The 19,894-nt window shown below is 62.1% G+C and carries 20 protein-coding genes; 4 read left to right on the top strand and 16 right to left on the bottom strand.

Going from position 1 to position 19,894, the window contains the following annotated elements; translation table 11 throughout:
- Positions 1–4: 4 nt before the first annotated feature.
- From B0G77_RS19720 to B0G77_RS43310, 5 genes are all read right to left on the bottom strand, one after another.
- Positions 5–1,597 (bottom strand): FAD-dependent oxidoreductase, encoded by a 1,593-nt coding sequence (locus B0G77_RS19720; protein ID WP_133663629.1) that lies wholly within the window; start codon positions 1,595–1,597, stop codon positions 5–7.
- Positions 1,598–1,678: 81 nt separating this feature from the next.
- Positions 1,679–2,080, bottom strand: coding sequence for a hypothetical protein (locus B0G77_RS19725; protein ID WP_243751149.1), 402 nt, complete (start codon positions 2,078–2,080; stop codon positions 1,679–1,681).
- A 344-nt stretch (positions 2,081–2,424) separates the two neighbouring features.
- Positions 2,425–3,219 carry an anti-sigma factor gene (locus B0G77_RS19730; RefSeq protein ID WP_133664207.1) on the bottom strand — a complete coding sequence of 265 codons (795 nt, stop codon included), beginning with the start codon at positions 3,217–3,219 and terminating at the stop codon, positions 2,425–2,427.
- Positions 3,219–3,737, bottom strand: a complete 519-nt coding sequence (locus B0G77_RS19735) for a sigma-70 family RNA polymerase sigma factor (RefSeq protein WP_133663631.1) — start codon at positions 3,735–3,737, stop codon at positions 3,219–3,221. The genes B0G77_RS19730 and B0G77_RS19735 overlap by 1 nt, the downstream gene beginning before the upstream one ends.
- Positions 3,738–3,767: 30 nt before the next feature.
- Positions 3,768–3,914 (bottom strand): hypothetical protein, encoded by a 147-nt coding sequence (locus tag B0G77_RS43310; protein ID WP_166656195.1) that lies wholly within the window; start codon positions 3,912–3,914, stop codon positions 3,768–3,770.
- Between the two features lie 358 nt (positions 3,915–4,272).
- Here B0G77_RS43310 and hfq point away from each other — a divergent pair, with 358 nt between their 5' ends.
- Positions 4,273–4,761, top strand: a complete 489-nt coding sequence (gene hfq / locus B0G77_RS19740) for an RNA chaperone Hfq (RefSeq protein WP_133663632.1) — start codon at positions 4,273–4,275, stop codon at positions 4,759–4,761.
- Between the two features lie 47 nt (positions 4,762–4,808).
- On the opposite strand, the gene B0G77_RS19745 is transcribed toward hfq, so the two are convergent.
- The gene (locus B0G77_RS19745; RefSeq protein WP_133663633.1) at positions 4,809–5,066 is read right to left on the bottom strand and encodes a hypothetical protein; all 258 of its coding nucleotides are present in this window, start codon (positions 5,064–5,066) and stop codon (positions 4,809–4,811) included.
- A gap of 281 nt (positions 5,067–5,347) precedes the next feature.
- On the opposite strand from B0G77_RS19745, the gene B0G77_RS43315 reads away from it, so the two are divergent.
- Together B0G77_RS43315 and B0G77_RS19750 are read left to right on the top strand one after the other, a co-directional pair.
- Positions 5,348–5,506 carry a hypothetical protein gene (locus B0G77_RS43315; RefSeq protein WP_208116439.1) on the top strand — a complete coding sequence of 53 codons (159 nt, stop codon included), beginning with the start codon at positions 5,348–5,350 and terminating at the stop codon, positions 5,504–5,506.
- Positions 5,507–5,575: 69 nt separating this feature from the next.
- Positions 5,576–5,830 carry a hypothetical protein gene (locus tag B0G77_RS19750; RefSeq protein ID WP_133663634.1) on the top strand — a complete coding sequence of 85 codons (255 nt, stop codon included), beginning with the start codon at positions 5,576–5,578 and terminating at the stop codon, positions 5,828–5,830.
- A 163-nt stretch (positions 5,831–5,993) separates the two neighbouring features.
- On the opposite strand, the gene B0G77_RS19755 is transcribed toward B0G77_RS19750, so the two are convergent.
- Complete coding sequence (locus B0G77_RS19755; RefSeq protein ID WP_133663635.1) at positions 5,994–6,752, bottom strand: DUF2968 domain-containing protein; 759 nt, start codon at positions 6,750–6,752, stop codon at positions 5,994–5,996.
- Positions 6,753–7,422: 670 nt separating this feature from the next.
- Between B0G77_RS19755 and B0G77_RS19760 the strand changes: the two genes are divergently transcribed.
- Positions 7,423–7,908, top strand: coding sequence for a DUF2147 domain-containing protein (locus B0G77_RS19760; protein WP_133663636.1), 486 nt, complete (start codon positions 7,423–7,425; stop codon positions 7,906–7,908).
- 33 nt (positions 7,909–7,941) lie between these two features.
- Here the strand turns inward: B0G77_RS19760 and B0G77_RS19765 are convergent, their stop codons facing one another.
- From B0G77_RS19765 to B0G77_RS19805, 9 genes are all read right to left on the bottom strand, one after another.
- Positions 7,942–8,970: an IS630 family transposase gene (locus B0G77_RS19765; RefSeq protein ID WP_133663637.1), complete on the bottom strand. Its 1,029-nt coding sequence runs from the start codon at positions 8,968–8,970 to the stop codon at positions 7,942–7,944.
- Positions 8,971–9,319: 349 nt separating this feature from the next.
- A complete protein-coding gene (locus tag B0G77_RS19770) occupies positions 9,320–9,649 on the bottom strand; it encodes a hypothetical protein (RefSeq protein WP_184069220.1) in 330 nt (109 codons plus the stop codon).
- Between the two features lie 53 nt (positions 9,650–9,702).
- Positions 9,703–10,545, bottom strand: coding sequence for an IS21-like element helper ATPase IstB (gene istB / locus B0G77_RS19775; RefSeq protein ID WP_243751053.1), 843 nt, complete (start codon positions 10,543–10,545; stop codon positions 9,703–9,705).
- Positions 10,542–12,035, bottom strand: a complete 1,494-nt coding sequence (istA, locus tag B0G77_RS19780; RefSeq protein WP_133663638.1) for an IS21 family transposase — start codon at positions 12,033–12,035, stop codon at positions 10,542–10,544. Before istA ends, istB begins: the two co-directional genes overlap by 4 nt.
- An 88-nt stretch (positions 12,036–12,123) precedes the next feature.
- On the bottom strand, positions 12,124–12,537 hold the full coding sequence (locus B0G77_RS19785; protein ID WP_166656197.1) for a transposase: 414 nt from the start codon (positions 12,535–12,537) through the stop codon (positions 12,124–12,126).
- 140 nt (positions 12,538–12,677) lie between these two features.
- Positions 12,678–13,775, bottom strand: a complete 1,098-nt coding sequence (gene zapE / locus B0G77_RS19790; protein WP_133663640.1) for a cell division protein ZapE — start codon at positions 13,773–13,775, stop codon at positions 12,678–12,680.
- A gap of 91 nt (positions 13,776–13,866) precedes the next feature.
- On the bottom strand, positions 13,867–15,297 hold the full coding sequence (lpdA, locus tag B0G77_RS19795) for a dihydrolipoyl dehydrogenase (RefSeq protein WP_133663641.1): 1,431 nt from the start codon (positions 15,295–15,297) through the stop codon (positions 13,867–13,869).
- Positions 15,298–15,398: 101 nt separating this feature from the next.
- Positions 15,399–16,676: a 2-oxoglutarate dehydrogenase complex dihydrolipoyllysine-residue succinyltransferase gene (gene odhB / locus B0G77_RS19800; protein WP_133663642.1), complete on the bottom strand. Its 1,278-nt coding sequence runs from the start codon at positions 16,674–16,676 to the stop codon at positions 15,399–15,401.
- A gap of 135 nt (positions 16,677–16,811) precedes the next feature.
- Positions 16,812–19,667: a 2-oxoglutarate dehydrogenase E1 component gene (locus B0G77_RS19805; RefSeq protein WP_133663643.1), complete on the bottom strand. Its 2,856-nt coding sequence runs from the start codon at positions 19,665–19,667 to the stop codon at positions 16,812–16,814.
- Positions 19,668–19,894 lie beyond the last annotated feature (227 nt).

Raw genomic sequence — 19,894 nt, forward strand, 5'->3', positions numbered from 1 at the left:
CTGGCTAGGTATAGCCGCGCTTGCCGCGCCAGACGCGCGGCCAGATGCCCTGCTTGCCGGGTGCCAGAATCCCGGCAGGATCGAGCGCATCCTTGATGGTCTCTGAAAGACGCAGCAACGCTGCGTCGTTGAAACTGTACTGGGCGGCCGCAAAATCCATATACGCAAGATGCGCGCGATACTCGCCGTAGCCGGCAGCGCGCGCGTCGCTCATCACGACGCGCAGCAGATCGCCGGCCTGTTCCGGCGCAAGCGGATCGTCACGATCGAAGATCAACGCGAAAATGTGATGCAGATGCCGCACGCCGGCCGTAAAGCCACCGTAGTAATCGAAGCCGTATTCCGTGGCGCGTGCCTTCACCATCGTGTACTGGCGCATCGCATCGCGACCCGTCGCCGGGCAGACCGGCGAGAAATCCACGTGCGCACCCGCGCCACCGCGCCAGTCGAGCATGCGAAACGCGCTCATCGCGGGAATGCCGGCAAGGTTGCGGGCGCCGCCGCCGGTGGGTTCCGCATCGCCCGCGTAGCGTGTCGCTGACAGCACTGCGTCCGGCACGCGAGCGAACGCCCGATGCACGATCGCGTACTGGGCGTCGATCACTTCCTGCGTGCCGTAAAGCGCGAAATGCAGGTTCCAGCGGCCGATACCCAGCTTGTCCATCATCGCCGCCACGGCACTCTCCGGCATCGGCCCCGAACCGTCGTACCACTGCGAGCGCGGCGCAATACTCGCCGCGCGCCGGATCGCACCTTCGATTACTGCATGATTGCGGATCGTCTCGTCGAGCCGCAGCGGCCGCAGGATATCGACGATCGTCTCCAGGTCGCTCTCGTGCCGAAACTGGAACTCGGCGAGCATGTAGGCAGGCGGCGCAGGCATCAGCCACACACCCATCTTCGTGACGATGCCATAGTTCGACTGCATGAACATCGCGTCGAACGACGGCCCGTAGCCCGGCTTGTACAACTGCCACGAGGTGCCGATATCGATTCCGCCCATCCCCGTTCGCACGACGTCCCCGTTCGCAAGCACGACCTCCATCCCGCATTGCGTTGCCGCGTGATCGCCATAAGGCGTGTAGCCGAAGCCGCGCTCGAGTGTGTTGCCGATCACGCTGCCCCAGCCGGCCGCAGGCGGGTCGACCCACAGTCGATAACCGTTGCTGCGCAGATATGCATGCAGGTCGAAGTAGCTGACGCCTGGTTCGACGAGCGCGTAGGCGAGTGTCTCGTCGACGTGGATGATCCGGTTCATCCGCTGCAGGTCGAGCACGACGGAACCTGACAGACGGGGCGCCGCGCCGCCATACGCGAAATTGCGCCCCGTCGACACGGTCCATAACGGAATCCGGAATTCAGTGGCGACGCGCAGGATCGCGCGGATTTCTTCCACCGAGGCGGGAAGCAACGCCGCCGAGGCCGCGAATGCCGCCTGCTGCGGCCCGATCGCGAAGGGATCGAGATATGACGCCAGCCCGGGGTCCGACGCCACCACATGCGGCGCGCCGACGATTGCCGTCCAGGCGTCCAGAGCACGGTCGAACTTCGCTTCCGGAACGTCCGGCGGCAATAAGCGTGTCGCTGCGCGTGTCAAGGCGCCCTCCTCGATGTGACCGGCGCGAGGCCGGGCGCAGGCGAAAACGCAGGGCGCGCAATGACACTGCGAAAACGTGCGCTAATGCCTCATTCCGCCGCCTGACATCCCGCCTCCGGGCGGACGCACGCTTCCCATCCCGTGGAAGCCTCCGCGTCCGCCCATGCCACCGGGCGGGTGCCCGAAGTGAACATGATCCATGTGATGGAAGTGGTGAAAGTGATCGACGAAGATGAACGATCCTCCGACACCGATCGCCACGGGCGGCCCCCAGTACCATGGGTCATAGTACGGATAGTACGGATACGCAGTAAGCGGGTAAACGGCTACTCCGCCGCCTTCCGCGTCCTGCATGATCTGCCAGGTGCCATCGGGTTGCCTGCACGCGCGGCCCGCGATCTGCTGCATCGTGCCGTCGATCTCCGCCTGCCCGACGACCTCGCGGCAGGTGAGCGTCGGATCGTCGAGCGGAGCGCCCGCCATCGACTGTGGTGGCACCGGTGCGGTACACGCCATGCAGGTGCCAAGCACCATCCCGAGTCCAATGAGGTTGCGCATGATCCCGTCCCACCTCGATGGTCCGGCAACGCGACACGAACGACGCGTCGGCGCCGTGAAGACCCCATCGGTTCGCCTTGCATGCTCCGCGCAGCACGCGCGCGATGACGCGTGACAGCACGTGCCTGCATCGGGTAAACGACTCGCCCGCAAGCGCTATTCCGCTCGCGGACGGCACCGTCATACGCGTTTGTTACGCAGTGTTTCCTGCCGCGTCACGACCTGGCTTTCACGAGCCGGCCCCTTCGGGACTCCCGCGCGATGTAAGGCTATTGCCACGACTCAGGCCGTCCGCCCAGTTCGCTGCAGACCTCGAGCGCAATCGTGCGCAACTTGCCTTCCGATATCGGCCCGGAGAGCGCATACCCCATCTGGTCGCTGACCCAGTAAAAGGTACGACGATTGCCATCGCGAAAGAGACGAAACGCGGTCTCGCCCTTGGGCGTGCCCGTTACGTAGAGCGTCAGCCGTTCGCCCGTCTGGTTTTCGTACATGAACTGCGCGGCCGGCCCCGCTTCGCCCGGAAGCAGCCGGCCGCCGACGAGCGTATACCCGTACTCCTGCAGCGAAGGCACCGACAGCGGCCGGTTAAGCCGCTTCGAGAGCCACGTGATCAGATGTTCTTCCTCGCTCGCCGCCACTTCGACCGGATGACGGCGTTCCGGCGTGTACACGGCGTAGGCGACGTCGGCGCGCTGCGCAAACGCCATCGGCTCACTACCGCCGCCGATGAAGCGCGGCGCCATCGGCCCCAGCGCCAGCGCGAGACCGGCACCGGCGACGAGCCAGCAGGCCGCCACCCCCACCCGCCGCCACCACGGAACACGCACGCGCAGCACGACTACCGGCGGGTCGGCACGCGCGGGCAACGCGCACAACGCCTGCAAGGCGGCTTTCTGCGCACGGTACGCCGCAACGCGGCTGGCAGCGTCGGGATCCTCAGCGAGCCGCTCGCGCACGGCCGCCCGCTCGGGCTGTGGCAATTCCTCATCGATGAACGCGGAGAGCATGCGCGGGTCCATCCCGGCCGTGGGATCGTGATCGTATTCGTCGTCGTTGTGCATCACGAGCCTCTCACTACTTTCAACGGCGGCGACTTGCGCGTCGGGCCTTCAGTCAGCAACGCCCGCATATGTTCGCGCGCACGCGACAACCGCGACATCACCGTACCGACCGGCACGCCGAGCGCCAACGACGCCTCCTGATACGTCAATTCTTCGACACACACCAGCAGCAGCACTTCACGCTGCTCGACAGACAGGTAATACAGCGCCCGCTGCACGTCGCGCAGCACGAGTCCGTCGACTTCGCCGTGCGGCGCTTCGAGGTTGCGCCAGGGCGCGCTTTCGTCGTCGACGGCGATTTCGCGGCGCACCCGCAACTGGTCGATGTAGAGGTGACGCAGGATCGTCAGCAGCCACGCGCGCAGGTTGCTGTCCGGGCGGAACGCCGTCCAGCGGGCCAGTGCGCGCTCGGCGGTGTCCTGCACCAGATCGTCCGCCCACGCGGAATCACCCGTCAGCGCGCGCGCATAGCGGCGCAACTGCGGAAGCCACGAAATCACGTCCGATTCGAAACTCACGCGACGCGTGTCGAAGCGCAGCACGAATGGTCAATAACCGCCGCCACCGCTGCTGCTCCCGCTCGTACTGCTACCGGACGCGCCCGAGTCGGTCGCCGCGGTGCACCCCGTCGACAGCGAAGCAAACGCGAGCACCAGCACCGCAAGGGCGGCTGAGAGAATGCGAGGCATGTTCATTTGTCGTCTCCAGATGTCGCACACCAGCTGGCAAGCTTGCCGCGCGGGATGCGCAGTGCGCCGACTGGCGCGCCCGGGTTGGGAACAAGCTGGCAGGAACGAACTTCTCGACGCTGCCATGCACAAGTAACGTTCGGACGGACAGTTTTATTCCGCGCGCGCGAATGAAAGCGGATTGCGGGAAATCGTAACGACACGTTACACAATACTTTAAGAGATGCTTCCGGCCGCGCAAGCCGTTATAGTGGGCGTGAGGTCGCCGCAACGCGCGCTTGTATCCGACAACAGGGTAGAATCGCGGCGAGCAACCGTTCTTATAACTGACCGCGGCGCATCGCTGCCCGCCTCCGAATCGCCCATGCCTTCCGCAGAATCGCATCCGCAAAACGACTTCATGAACGCAGCGCGCAAAGAAAGAAAGCGCGTTGAAATTTATCTCGTCAACGGTATCCGCCTGACGGGATGCATCGAGTCGTTCGATCAGTATCTGGTGATGCTGCGCACGCCTGTCGGCCTGCAGGGCATCTACAAGCGCGCCATCTCGACCATCCAGCTCGACACCGGTACCCGTCCGGCACCTCGCGCGGGACGTCCGTCGCATGGCGAGCATACGACGCGTGGCCCGCACGGTTCGCGCGACCACCGTGAACCCCGCGAACCTCGTGAGTCATATGGCGGTTCGGGCCAGAGTTCGTCGTCTTCTTCACCGGGAGCGCCGGAACGCTCCGGCACGTCGGCATCGTCCGACCGCACACCGTCGGATGGCCCGGTGGTAGTGACACGCCGCCGCCGTCTCTTCGGTACCGGCAGCGGCAACGGGGATGGCAACAACAACGGCAACGAGTAACACGCGCCGCGCCCGGCCGGCGAACGCCCTCTGCTACGCTAACCGCACTACCGCAGACGTTCGTCGAGCCGCTTCAGGACAGTCTCGATCCGTGTCAGGATCGCATCGATACGCTGCCCCTGCTGCTGCGTCAGTTCGAATCCACATTTGATCGCGAGGACCCGGCGATGCCAGTAGCCCGGGCTCAGCATGCTGTCCACCGGCTGTCGCGTGGCCCACTCCAGATGAGCCAGTTCTTCCTCGACCATGTGCGAGGCGTGAACGCGTTGCGCTTTCCCAGCCGGGCTCCTGCTTCCAGTGTTCATGTCCGTGCAACCTCGTGAGTATGCCGACGCGAGGACATCAGCATGTCGCCTCAACGTGACACACCGAAGACGGCGCACGCGGCGCGATTTTGCAGACAGATCGACGGTTTACCCACCGCCGTTTGATCCTGCCTCACGGCGTGGTCTCCAAAGAACGCTTACAACGCTCTGCTGCTTCCCTGCGGCGGGCTGCCGACGTCTTCCATGCCATCCGGCGAGCTTCTCCGCGTCAGCCACGTTGCGCTATGCTGACCACTCCACGTTCGCGAGCGGAGCAAGCCATGTCCAAACCCAAACCCAATACGCCGGAACCCCACGCGCCGGTAGAAGACCGCCTTGACGAGGCGCTCGACGAAACCTTCCCGGCCAGCGATCCGATCGCGGTCGATCCGGAAGAAGAGCCCGCCGAACCTCCCACCAAGGAGAAAAAGCGTCACTGAGCGCGGATAACGCGCACAACCCCGTCTTCTTTGAGGTCTGTCGGCCAGCGCCACCGAAGCAACAACAACGTGCTCACCGACACCGCCCGCTTCCCGGGCAAACGCGACGGCCATGAAGCGCGCGTCATATATGTCGAACTATCGTTCGACCTGATCCAGCGCATCGCGCTTGCGACCGGCCGGCTGCTGGCCGGCGGCCCGGCTTTCCAGATCATCGGCAATAGGCTGAGCGGCCTCACCACTGTTGTGATGATCGTCGTAGCCGCGTGGGAAAGCGTGTCGCGACGCGCATCGCCGCAAGCAGGTCAGGTCAGCGCCGAATAGCAGAAGGCACCGGTCGGACGAAAACGACGAAAACCCCGCACAGTGAACTGCGCGGGGTTTTGTGTGGCGACGCGAATGGCCGCGTGTCATGCTCGACGAAGCTGGCCAGAAAAATCAGGCCAGAATGCAAACCCAGGCAAGAGACCTGGGTAGCCAGTATCGACTAGCGCACGGTAACCGGAAGACCGGTTTCCAGCTGACGCTGCAGGTCGTGCACCTGACGCTGCGCCGCGCGCAACTGTTCCTGTGCTGCCAGTTTCTGCGTCTGCAGCGCGGCGGCTTCGTCGCGGGTCTGCTTCTGCTGGCTGGCCACGATCGCCTGCTGCTGTCGCGCAACAGTCAGGTCGGCCTGCAGACGGTTTGCGCGGTCCTGCGAGAGCGCGATCAGGCGCTCGGTTAGGACCTTTTGCGCATCGAGTCGCGTGCGGCGGATTTCGACCTCAGACAGTTGCACCGTCTGGCGAGCGAAGTCGCGATAGATCGCTTCAGCGCGGCCATCATCCTGGGTCTTGATGACGCGCCAGAAGTTCTTCTGCTGAAAGAGCGCGACGTAGTAGGTCATTTCCTTGCCGTAGAACAGCAGGCTGGCGCCATAGCTGCCGTTGTACGTCGTGCGCAGTTCGCTCAGATCGGATCCGTGGATCATCTGTTGCAATTCTGCGACGTTGCCGCTGGCCGACTGCTTCGCCTCGTCGGCGGTCAGCACCACTGGCGCGCTCGATGCCGCGGTGGGTGCGTCGGGCGACAACGCCGTAGCCGCCGCGTCTCCGGAGAGCGGTGTCACCGTTCCAACTGGGGTATTACTGGCAACCGTAATGTTTGCGCTGTTATCTGGGCTCGTTTGGGCACGAACGCCTTGCAACCCCCCGATTACAACCAGCCCTACCAGCGCGAGCTGACGAACTTTTGACTTTTGGTCCATGTAATTTTTGCTCTAACAGTTTTTGTTGTAGCCAATCCATCTCATTATTACTCACTTTCGCGCGTTGCGGGTTCCTCATCAAAAAGTTTGGTGCTTTCGTATCTTTTCTCGCAACAGCTTGCGGGCCGAGGTGTTTACATGGCGTCGTACCGCTGTTCTTTCTTCGGCATTGAGGCCACCCGGAGCCTGGTGGATCAGGTGATATCTCACTCGCCTGGATCAACCCGATCCTCCGTTACGCTCCACGCCGTGACCCGGCTGACCGAGATGTCGCATTCGTTGAATCCTTGTCGAGAGAACAGGAGCAACGGGCTCACGGCAGATCGCCAATGTCCACGCTCACAGAAAATTCGGAGGAGGCTGATTGACGCAGGCACGGTCCGCGACAGATCCTGGCCGCCGCCTCAGTGCCAATGGGCAGCGATGGGTCGCTTGCGAAGGCCGACGCCTCGCACGGTCGACTGATCAACAGAGAGTACCCGTATCGACGGACCGATTGCTGGAAGACGCTGAAAAACGGCGTGCCCGTCGCCTGATTAGAGGCATCACTATCAGACGTTACCCACGCTTTCACGTATGCTGCCTGGACCCTTTTTCAAGCCATGGCGTCTGACAGTCACACGATGCCGCGCGACCAGGATCGCGACGATTTTTAACAAGGAGGAAGACAATGACGCATTTCACGCGAGGCTTCCGCGCAACAGCCCTCAAGTCGGCGAAACACGCGATGGTTGCTGGCGCACTGATGGCCAGCGCTGTCGCGGCGATGGCGCAAAACGCGAGTCCGATTGGCACATGGCAAACAATCGACGACCACACGGGTCAGCCGAAAGCGCTCGTGCAGATTACGCAGGACGGCAGCGGCACCCTGTCTGGCAAGATCATCAAAGGACTCAGCGCGAACGACAATCCGGACCGTCGCTGCACGGCATGCACCGATGCGCGGAAGGATCAGCCAATGCTCGGCATGACGATCATCAACGACATGAAGAAAGACAGCGACGGATGGGACGGCGGACAGATTCTCGATCCGGAGAACGGCAAGATCTACAGGTGCAAGATGCACCTCGAGGATGGCGGTCAGAAACTCGTCGTGCGTGGATACATCGGGATATCGCTGCTCGGGCGTTCGCAGACGTGGATTCGCGAGCAATAAGCGACGGCGCAGATAGTCGCGACAAGCTCTTACTCACCAGTCAGAAATATAGGAGACAGACGGGTGCTTGAAGAACGACCGGACAAGCCTTGGATTGCGTTCAATTTGCGCGAGCTGTTCGTGAATCCGCGGCCCCAGCTTTTCGCCGCTTTGCAGAGGGCGTCGCGCGACACCGGTGCGCTTGACGTGACTCCATACCAGTTCATCCGGATTGAGGTCAGGCGCGTAACCTGGCAGGAAGTGCAAGGTCAGTTTGCCCTGAGTGCTGGAGACGTAGTCCCTGACCACCGCTTTCTTATGCGCGGGCAGTCCGTCGACGATCAGATGAACCGCCTTCCTGCGCCTGAACATCAGCTTCCTGAGCAGCGTCACAAACAGTTCGCCAGAGAGCCCGCCTTCGTACGTTGCAAACCAGAAGGCACCCTTCGAGTTGACCGCCGACGCTGCGCTCAGGCCTTGCCGCTGGCCAGGGCGGTCGACTACCGGTGTCTCGCCGCGCTGGGCCCACGTCCTGCCATGCACCGAATCGGCGCGAAAACCGGATTCGTCCCAGAAGAAGATGTCCGAGTTTTCCACCCGCGCCTGAATGGCAATGGCCGGATACGTCTCGCGCTGCCAGCGCTCGATCGCTTCCGGATCGCGCTGGTAAGCGCGCTGCAATGGCTTTTGCGGTGTCAGGTCCAGGCGCGCGAGCATCGCGCCGATCGACGCCAGACTCAGCGTGACATCGAACTTCTGTTGCACCAGTTCGCGAACCACGTTGCGCGTCCACAGACCGAAATCGAACCCGTATTGCGTCGGATTTCTGCCGTTGATCCATCGCAGCACCCGCTGCTCCTGCGCAGGCGTGAGCGCGCGAGGCCGGCCCGTGCCTTTGGTCGAACGAAGCGCTTGCGCTCCATGTGCGCTCGCCTGTGCACGAATCTTGTACGCCCACGACCGATGCATCCCGAACGATGCCGCGACCTCATTGGGATGTTCCCCTTCGGCCATCCGTTGAACCGCCAGGGTGCGCATCTCTTCAAGGATATTATGAGCCAAGGCTCTGCCGTCTCTTTTCATATGAAGCTTCGACACGGTCAAGGGCGTCCAGTTCACAGTTTGTCCGCCAAGTTACTGACCTATGAGTAAGATGAGCCTGAAAAACAAAAAACCGGCCGACGATAGCAATCGTTCGGCCGGTTTCTTTTGAAGTACCGCAGTCGGTCGATCATGCGGCTTGCTTGTAGTCTGACGGGTAGGTTGTGACCTGCGATACAACGTCCGTAGCCGGCGGCAACGTCGGTGCAAGCGGTGAGAGCTGTGTGCCGAAACCAACCCCGAGGCGGGCGGTAGACAGCGTCAAGCAGCATGGCCGGTCAGCGACAACTATCTTGGCCGGTCAACGGGGTAATTGTCGCTGGTTATAAGGTCATATTTGACGTTGCTCCTTCGTAGTTGTCGGTGGGTAATCGCGTAGTTGACGCTCATCGTTACTGCGTAACAATGGGCTGTCGAAGTACTCCTGCCACTGCGCTGAATCGCAATCGATCCCCGCGAGAACACGCTCCTCTTCCGCGATGATCAGTTTCTCGATCAATTCCTGTTTCGTTACTGCGTAACGGCGCGCCACCCGGGCAAGCGCGAGGAAGGCGCGGGTGTCAATCCAGGCGTTCAGGCGACGCTGACCGTTATCGTCCGAGCCCGAATGAGGGCGCCGGGCCCGATATTCGGCTTGCCGTTGTGCTGCTGTTTTTGCCATTTTCCTGTCCAGATCCGGTCGATTTCGTGACCCGTTACCGGGTCACGGATGCGTTACTGCGCAACGTTGCCGTCCTCAGGTGGCGGGCCACTGAACGGGATGGCAGGGTTGTCGTCGTGTAATTGACGCCGCCGTGCGTTCTGTTTGTCGCCGGCCTTGCGGCGGCGGTAGCTTTCGACGTTGAGCTCGAAGATCGTCGAATGATGCACAAGCCGGTCGATGGCGGCGACCGTCATGCCGGGGTCAGGGAACACGTCATTCCAGCCCGAGAACGGTTGATTGGCCGTTATCAGAAGACTTTTACGCTCGTACCTCTCGGCAATCAGTTCGAACAGCACGCTGGTCTCGGCCTGGTCCTTGCGGGCGTACGACAGGTCATCGAGGACGATGAGGTCGAAGCGGTCGAGCTTGGCCAGTGCGGAAGGCAACTGCAGGCTCTGGCGTGCCGCCTGCAGCTTCTGGACGAGTTCGCTGGTGCGCGTGAACAGCACGCGGTATCCGGCATCGATCAGGGCGTGCCCGATGGCCGATCCGAGATGGCTCTTGCCGACACCAGGTGGCCCGAACAGAAGGACCGTGGCGCCTTTCTCCAGCCATGACTCGCCGGTGGCCAGCGCCGTGACATGGGCCTTCGAGACCATTGGCACGGCGCTGAAGTCGAAGGTGGCGAGCGTCTTGGTCGGGTCCATCTGCGACTCGGTGCGGTGCCGCTCGATGCGTCGTTTGGCGCGCTCAGCCAGCTCGTGCTCAAGCAGTGCGCCAAGCAGTCGCGTGGCCTGCCAGCCTTCCTTGTCCGAGCGCTCCGCGAACTCGGGCCACAACCTGCCGATCGTTGGCAAGCGCAGCTCGTTGAGCATCAGGGCCAGGCGGCCACCGTCATGTGCGGGCGCGTTCATGCTGCCATCTCCTCGAGCAGTTCGTCATAGACGGCAACGGGCGGCATCTGAACCTCCACTTCAGGACACGAGGCCTCACGGGGCGCGTACTGCTCACGCAGCGCTTTGAGATCGGGCAGCTCGCCGGCTTCCAGCAACACGTCAAGCTGTCCGGCCAGTACGGCCTCCACGCCGTGCAGGCCGGCGAGTTCAAGCAGGCCAACCATCGTCTTGCATGCTTCGCGTTGCGACAGGCGGGAATCGAGTTGTTCCCAGGTCCGGCGGTAGGCCTCGCGCGGGAACAGTGCGTCACGAAACGCGAGCCCCTTGAATGCCTGCGGTTTGCGCTTCAGGGAGCCAATGAAGTGGCGGTAATCTAGCGCGTGGCGGTTGTCGTGCGCACGGGAGCCCCGTGCGGTGCTGTGCACCAGCACGCCGGACAGGTAACAGTCGAGCCGGTCGCCGTAGACGCGCACCTTCAGCCGGTGACCAATCAGGCGCGACGGCGCACTGTAGAGGATGCCGCGCACCGTGAACGTACTGCAGCGGGTCACAGGAGCCTCCTCCTCGACGAAGTCGGTGGAACGGTACTCCGGCAGATCCTGAAGCTGCTGGCGCTCGATACGGAACGCGGCGGCGTTGCGCCGGTTTCGACGCATCACCTGCTCGCGGATGAATTCATCGTAGGCAGCACGATCAGCGAAGTCGCGATGGCCACGAAGCATCAAGGCCTGATCGACCGCGTCCTTCAGATACCGGTGCGAGGATTCGATACTCCCGTTCTCGTGACCCAGACCGCGATTGTTGCGCGTGCCCTGCATGTCGTAATGATCGAGCAGCGCCTTGTAACGGATCGTGAAGTCCTCCTTCTCGCTCAGGTTTTTGAAGGCGGCCGACAGGCTGTCGGTGCGATGCTCGCGAGGGCAACCTCCCGCCTGCCACAGGGCGTTCTGCAATCCGGTTGCGAGGGCCTCGAAGCTCTCGCCGCCCTCGACTACGTAGGCATACTCCCAGCGTGAGAACGCCAGCACGAAGTGGTACAGCCGGTGCGCGAACGGTGCGCCGCCAATCGTCACGCACAGCTTGCTCATATCGGTGAAGTCCGACAGCCCACGCACGCCGGGCTGATGCTCCTGGGGGAAGAAGATCTCCTGACTGGGGCCCTCAAGCGCCCGCCATTGATGAATGCGTCGCTCCAGCGTGCGGCGCATGCTGTCGGGATAGCGCTCCGGGTGATCCTCCTGCAGCTTGCGCAGGATCGTAATGCCCATCAGATGGGGAGCGTTACGCAGTAGCGGTAAAACTTCGCTATCCCAGACATCGGCGAACTGATCGGGACGGGTGCGCCAGGAGCGCCGAGGCTTCTGGGATGGCAGAGTCGCGTCACGCTCGATGCGGCGTGCGGAACGCACGCTTATTCCGGCCTTGGCGGCCGCGACTTCCTGCGGATGGTGTTTGCGCTTGGTCATGTAAAGACGAACCTGTTGGTCGGTAATGCGGGTTCCAGACATGAGCTGACGGCTTCTTCTTAAAGCTTCGATCAGCCCATCCTAAAGCCCCGCCGACGCGGCGCCGCCGGTGGTTCGTCGTCTCCGGCGGCTACGCCGCCTCCGACTCCTCACCACCGGCCAAAACAATCGTCAACGACCGGCCAAGATAATTGTCGCCGCCCAGGGCGGTCTTCTGCGCCGATGTCGCCTTCATGCGCATGCGTGCCTGCATCATCCCGCACAGCTCTTCGGATGCTGCACCGTATAACTCATCCAGCAAACGCTTCAGCACGCCGGACGCGTACCACACCTTGAAGCGGCGATGGCACGTCTGGTAGGACGGGTATCGGCGCGGTAGCTCCGACCACGTGGCGCCGCTGTACATGACCCACAGCACACCATTCAGCACGGAACGTGTATTAGCCAGCGGGCGACCGCGCAATTCTCGGCGCGGGCGCAGTTCGGGCAGCAGCGGTACAACGCGCTGCCATTCTTCATCATTGATATCACGGAAAGGTGTCACGGGTTTCTCCTTGAGCAAAACCATGGGGAGAAGATATAGAGACAGCTTTCCGGCGAATATGGGATGAGTCCGAATCTTGAAATAACGGCCGGATGGCAGTGGATGCCGGGCATTCACTGGCCCAGCGTAGTGTCGCGACTCTAGGTCAGCGAGGTATCCACGATGCGCCGGGGGGTGTCGAGATATTCCTTCGACTGCATCTCGACGATCCGCGACACGGTACGCGTAAACTCGTTAGCCATCGGACCGTCGACATACAACTGCTCGGGCGACACTGCGGCCGACATCAACAGCTTGACCTTGTGGTCGTAGAACACATCGATGAGCCACGTGAAACGGCGAGCTTCCGATTGCATGCGCGGTGTCATCTGCGGCACGCCCGACAGAACCACCGCGTGGAAACGGCTCGCCAGTTCCAGATAGTCGTTCTGCGAGCGAGGACCGCCGCACAGGGTCGCGAAATCGAACCAGACGACCCCGTCCGCACGGCGCAGGGCCTTCAGTTCGCGTTTTTCAATGCGCAGTAGTGGGCTCTCATCGGGCACCGCGGCGAGGCGCGCAAACGCGTCGCGCAGCGCCTTGTCGGCAGCCGCGCCGAGCGGCGTGTGGTACACCTCGACCTGCGCCAGCGTGCGTTGCCGATAGTCGACACCTGCATCGACGTTGATCACATCGAGCTTCGACTTGATCAGCTCGATCGCGGGCAGCATGCGGTCGCGATGCAGGCCATCGGGATACAGCGTGTCCGGATCGTAATTGGACGTCATCACGAACTGCACACCGTTGTTGAACAGGCGGTCAAGCAGCCGGTACAGAATCATGGCGTCCGCGATATCGGACACATGGAATTCGTCAAAACAGATCAGCCGGTAACGCTTTGCGATGCGACGCGCGAGTTCGTCGAGCGGGTCGGCCTGCCCTTTCAGGTCCTCGAGTTCGCGGTGCACTTCGCGCATGAATTCGTGGAAATGCAGACGCGTCTTGCGCTGCACCGGCACCACCGTGAAATAGCTGTCCATCAGGAAGCTCTTGCCACGCCCCACCCCGCCCCACATGTAAATGCCGCGCGGCAGGTCCGGGTGAATGATCAGCTTCTTGAAGGCATTCGACCGCCGCGCCTTGTACGCTACCCATTCTTCATAGCACCGCTGCAGACGGTCCACCGCCGCGCGTTGCGCCGGGTCCGATTGGTAACCCCGAGTCTGCAGTTCGTTTTCGTAGTATTCGGTGACGTTCATGTTACGGTGACAATAACAAGAAGGCGGGAGGGATTGAACCCGCCCGCCTTCGTAGTGTGATGCGAGGATGCGATCAGTCGACCGGCACGCCTTACATGTTCAGCGCGCGCTTGTCGACAGCCAGCGCAGCTTCACGCATCACTTCCGACAGCGACGGATGCGGATGGCAGATGCGCCCGATGTCTTCCGACGCCGCCTTGAACTCCATCGCCACCACGGCTTCCGCGATCAGGTCCGACGCGTTCGCCGAGATGATGTGCACGCCGAGAAGTTCGTCGGTCTTCACGTCGGCGATCATCTTGACGAAACCATCCGCCTTGTTGATGCCAAGCGCGCGGCCGTTCGCCATGAACGGGAACTGGCCCGTCTTCACTTCGCGGCCTTCTGCCTTCAACTGCTGCTCCGTCTTGCCGACCCATGCGATTTCCGGCTCGGTGTAGATCACCCACGGAATGCAGTTGTAGTCGATGTGCGGCTTCTGGCCGTCGATGATTTCAGCGACCATCACGCCTTCGTCTTCCGCCTTGTGCGCGAGCATCGGGCCACGCACCACGTCGCCGATGGCGTACACGTTCGGCACGCTCGTCGCGCAGTGGCTGTCGACGTCGATGAAACCGCGCTCATTGGCCTTCAGGCCGATTGCTTCGAGCCCAAGGTTATCGGTGTTCGGCACGCGGCCGATCGACACGACCAGACGGTCGGCGTCGAGCGTCTGCGCGTTGCCGTCCTTGTCGGTGTAGGCAATCGATACGCTCTTATCCGTTGCCTTCACTTCGCTGATATTCACGCCGAGATGAATGTCGAGGCCCTGCTTCTTGAACTGCTTGGCCGCTTCCTTTGCGAGCGCCGGGTCGGCGGTACCAAGGAATTCCGGCAGTGCTTCGAGCACCGTCACGTCTGAGCCGAGACGACGCCACACCGAGCCGAGTTCCAGGCCGATCACGCCCGCGCCGATCACGGCGAGCTTCTTCGGCACGGCGTCGAACGTCAGTGCGCCTTCGTTGTCGGCGACGATCCTGTTGTCGACCGGCACGTTCGGCAGATGGCGCGCCTTCGAACCGGTCGCGATGATCACGTTCTTCGCTGTGACGACTTCGGTTTCGCCTTCGCCGCTCACTTCGATCTGCACGCCGGCGTCAGTCTTGCCGGTGAACTTGCCGTGACCCTTCAGCCACGTAATCTTGTTCTTGCGGAACAGGAACTCGATGCCCTTCGTCATCTTCTCGACGATGCCTTCCTTGCGGGCCAGCATCTTCGTGATGTCGACCTTCACGTCGGACACGCTGATGCCGTGATCAGCGAGGTGATGCGAAGCGTTTTCGAATTCTTCCGACGATGCGAGCAGCGCCTTCGACGGAATGCAGCCCACGTTCAGGCACGTGCCGCCAAGCTTCAGCGTGCCGGCCGGGTTTTTCCACTTTTCGATACAGGCCACCGACTTGCCGAGCTGTGCGGCGCGGATGGCTGCGATATAGCCGCCGGGACCTGCCCCGATCACGACTACGTCAAATTCTTTGGACATGACAATCCTTTTGATGACGGAGCAGTGCGCGGCCATGTTTCATGGCGCGCACTGCTCCGGCTCAAGCCAATGCGAGAGACTGAATGCGCGAGTGCAGGTGCTTACAAGTCGAGCAGCAGGCGTGCCGGGTCTTCCAGCGCATCCTTCATGGCGACGAGCGACAGCACCGCTTCGCGGCCGTCGATGATCCGGTGGTCGTACGACAGCGCGAGGTAGTTCATCGGACGGATCACGATCTGGCCGTTCTCGACCACAGCGCGTTCCTTCGTGGCGTGCACACCGAGAATCGCCGACTGCGGCGGGTTGATGATCGGCGTCGACAGCATCGAGCCGAACACACCGCCGTTCGAGATCGAGAACGTGCCGCCCGTCATTTCTTCGATCGACAGCTTGCCGTCCTTGGCCTTCTGGCCGAATTCGGCGATCTTCTTTTCGATGTCGGCGAGGCTCATCTGATCTGCATTGCGCAGGATCGGCACCACCAGACCGCGCGGCGAGCCGACAGCGATACCGATGTCGAAGTAGCCGTGATAGACGATGTCATTACCGTCGATCGACGCATTCACGAGCGGGAACTTCTTCAGCGCGTGCACGGCGGCCTTCACGAAGAACGACATGAAGCCGAGCTTCACGCCGTGTTCCTTCTCGAACCTGTCCTTGTACTTGTTGCGCAGGTCCATCACCGGCGCCATGTTCACTTCGTTGAACGTCGTGAGGATGGCGTTGGTCTGCTGCGACTCGAGCAGACGCTCGGCAATACGCGCACGCAGACGCGACATCGGGACGCGTTGTTCCGGACGGTCACGCAGCCATTGCTCGGCCGATGCCGGCGCCTTCACGTCCGGCAGCGCCGGCTTCGCGGCCTTCGGTGCGGCAGCCGGTGCCGGTGCAGCAGCCCGGGCAGCCGGTGCGGCCACGCCTGCCGTCAGCACGTCGCCCTTGGTGATGCGGCCATCGCGGCCAGAGCCGGCGACGTCGCCAGCCGACAGATTCTTTTCTGCCATCAGCTTGGCAGCAGCGGGCGATGCCGCCGTGTTCGCACCCGTTGCGGATGCGGCCTGTGCGGCAGGTGCCGGAGCAGCAGTCGCTGCCGGTGCCGGCTTCACTTCTGCTTCGACGGCAGCGGCGCCAGCCTTGCCTTCGGTGTCGATCTTGGCGATCACTTCGTCGGCGACCACGATATCGCCGTCGTTCTTGATGACCTGCGCGAGCACGCCAGCTGACGGAGCCGGCACTTCGAGCACAACCTTGTCTGTTTCGATTTCGATGAGGATTTCGTCTTGCGCGACAGCCTCACCGGGTTTTTTCTTCCACTGCAGCATCGTGGCTTCCGAGACCGACTCGGAAAGCTGGGGAACCTTGACTTCAACAATAGCCATTGTGATATTCCTGAATACGTATCTGGTGACAACGAACCGTCTGCGAACCGTGTATGCGCTGTGAGCATCCCGCTAACAACCCATCAAACGCGGCACAGGAAAGCGCGCTGCGCTTTCCCGGTTCGGTTCAAGTAGTTATTTGGCGATCGACGCGCTCTTCAGACGACCGAATGCACCTTCGACCAACACCTTCTGCTGCTCGTAATGCTTCGCGTAGTAGCCGACTGCCGGCGAGGCCGAAGCCGGACGGCCGCTGTATGCCAGCTTCTGCCCGTCCTTCATGCCTTCCTTCAGGTGATGCTCGATGTAGAACCACGGGCCCTGATTCTGCGGCTCGTCCTGCACCCAGACCACTTCCGTCGCGTTGTCGTACTTCTTCATTTCCGCTTCGAACTGCTTGTGCGCGAACGGATACAGCTGTTCGATACGGATGATCGCGACGTCGTTTGCCTTCGCTTCGCGGCGATGCGCGACGAGGTCGTAGTACACGCGGCCCGAGCAGACCAGCACGCGCTTGACCTTCTTCGTGTCGATGGCTTCGTCCACTTCGCCGATCACCGGCTGGAACGAACCCTTCGCGAGTTCCGACAGGTCCGACACGGCTTCCTTGTGACGCAGCAGCGACTTCGGCGTGGCGACGATCAGCGGCTTCCTGAACAGGCGGATCATCTGGCGACGCAGCAGGTGAAAAATCTGCGCCGGCGTGGTCGGTTGAACGACCTGCATGTTGTGATCTGCACACAGTTGCAGGAAACGCTCGATACGTGCCGACGAGTGCTCCGGACCCTGACCTTCGTAGCCGTGCGGCAGCAGCATCGTGAGACCCGACACGCGGCCCCACTTCACTTCGCCCGACGAGATGAACTGGTCGATCACGACCTGCGCACCGTTGACGAAGTCGCCAAACTGCGCTTCCCATGCGACGAACGTGTTCGGCTCAGCGGTCGAGTAGCCGTATTCGAAGCCGAGCACGGCTTCTTCGGACAGCACCGAGTCGATCACGGTGAACTTCGCCTGACCTTCGGCGATGTTCTGCAGCGGCACATACGTGCCGTCGTTCCAGCGTTCGCGATTCTGGTCATGCAGCACGGCGTGACGGTGCGTGAACGTGCCGCGGCCCGAGTCCTGACCCGTCAGGCGCACTGCATAGCCCGACGCCACCAGCGAAGCGAATGCGAGGTGTTCGCCCATGCCCCAGTCGAGCTTCGCTTCCCCACGGCCCATCGCGCGGCGGTCGTTGATCACGCGCTCGACGAGCGGGTGAACCTTGAAGTTCTCCGGAATCGTCGTGATGCGTTCCGCGAGACGCTTCAGTTCGGCGAGCGGCACGGCCGTATCCGCTGCGTCGGTCCACTTGCGGTTCAGGAACGGCACCCAGTCGACCGCGTACTTGCTCTTGTAGTTCGAGAGCACCGGGTCGATCGTGTGATGACCTTCGTCCATCGCCTTGCGGTAGGCCTTGACGAATTCGTCGCCTTCTTCTGCGGTGATCACGCCCTGCTGCACAAGCTTTTCGGCGTACAGCGCGCGCGTGCCCGGGTGCTTCGCGATGGTCTTGTACATCAGCGGCTGCGTGACCGCCGGCGTGTCCTGCTCGTTGTGACCCAGCTTGCGGAAGCAGATGATGTCGAGCACGACATCCTTGTGGAACTGCATCCGGAAGTCGATCGCCATCTGCGTAGCCAGCACGACCGCTTCGGGATCGTCACCGTTCACGTGCAGCACCGGCGCTTCGATCATCTTGACCACGTCCGAGCAGTACAGCGTCGAGCGCGCATCGCGCGGATCGGACGTCGTAAAGCCGATCTGGTTGTTGATGACAATGTGCAGCGTGCCGTGCGTGCCGTAACCGCGCGTCTGCGCGAGGTTCAGCGTTTCCATCACGACGCCCTGGCCTGCGAAGGCCGCGTCGCCGTGGATCTGCACCGGCAGAACCTGCAGGCCGTTGTCGTCGCCGCGACGGTCCATCCGCGCCTTCGCGGAACCTTCGACCACCGGGTTGACGATTTCAAGGTGCGACGGATTGAACGCGAGCGACAGGTGAACCGGGCCGCCTTCCGTCGACACGTCCGACGAGAAGCCCTTGTGGTACTTCACGTCGCCAGCCGGCAGATCGTCGACGTGCTTGCCTTCGAACTCGGCGAAGAGGTCAGCCGGCATCTTGCCAAGCGTATTGACCAGCACGTTCAAACGGCCGCGGTGGGCCATGCCGATGACGATTTCCTGGACGCCGTTCGCGCCTGCGTGACGCACGACTTCGTCCATCGACGCGATGAAGCTTTCGCCGCCTTCCAGCGAGAAGCGCTTCTGGCCGACGTACTTGGTATGCAGGAAGCGCTCGAGGCCTTCAGATGCCGTCAAGCGGTTCAGGATGTGCTTTTTCTTGTCGGCGGAGAAGTTCGGCGTCGAGCGGATCGACTCGAGACGCTCCTTCCACCAGCGCTTCTGCTCCGGATCGCTGATGTACATGTACTCGGCGCCGATCGTGCCGCAGTACGTATCGCGCAGCGCCTTGATGATTTCGCGCAGCGATGCCTGCTCGAACCCGAAGTACAGATTGCTCGCGTTGAACGTCTGGTCCATATCGGCTTCAGTGAAGTCGTAGAACGCAGGTTCGAGCTCGGGGATATTGGGACGTTCGCGGCGCTTCAGCGGATCCAGATTGGCCCATTGCGAGCCGAGGAAGCGATATGCGCCGATCAGGGACTGCACATAGACCTGCTTGCGCGCGGTAGCGAGATCTTCGCCGCCGGCGCGCGGGATGAAGGCATTGGCCTTGGCCCGCTGGGCAAATGACTCGACGATCGGGCCGTGGGCCACGTCGTTCACGTTGCTGCCGTCCGATGCCGGAACGTTCTGCAACGCGTCGAAATACTCACGCCAGTTCTCGGGCACTGACGCCGGATTATCGAGATACGCTTCGTACAGCTCTTCTACGTACGGAGCGTTGCCGCCGAACAGATAAGAGTTCGACTGGAATTGCTTCATCATGTTTACGCTCACCTTTCTTCGAGCTTCTCGAGAAATAGCGGGTTACAAAACCTTCCGCGACACGGCCTGACCGTTTAGCGGATTGCGCGAATCAAGTCTTGCTTGGAAGGACCTTAACTTGCATCTTGAAAAGCATATCACAGAACCGATACTCCAGATAGCTGGCCGCCCGCCGCGAAAGCCCGTCGCAGCGGGGTTTTGCTGGTTTTGCATATGATTTTCCAGCG

Source organism: Paraburkholderia sp. BL10I2N1 (assembly GCF_004361815.1).
Classification (GTDB): Bacteria; Pseudomonadota; Gammaproteobacteria; order Burkholderiales; family Burkholderiaceae; genus Paraburkholderia.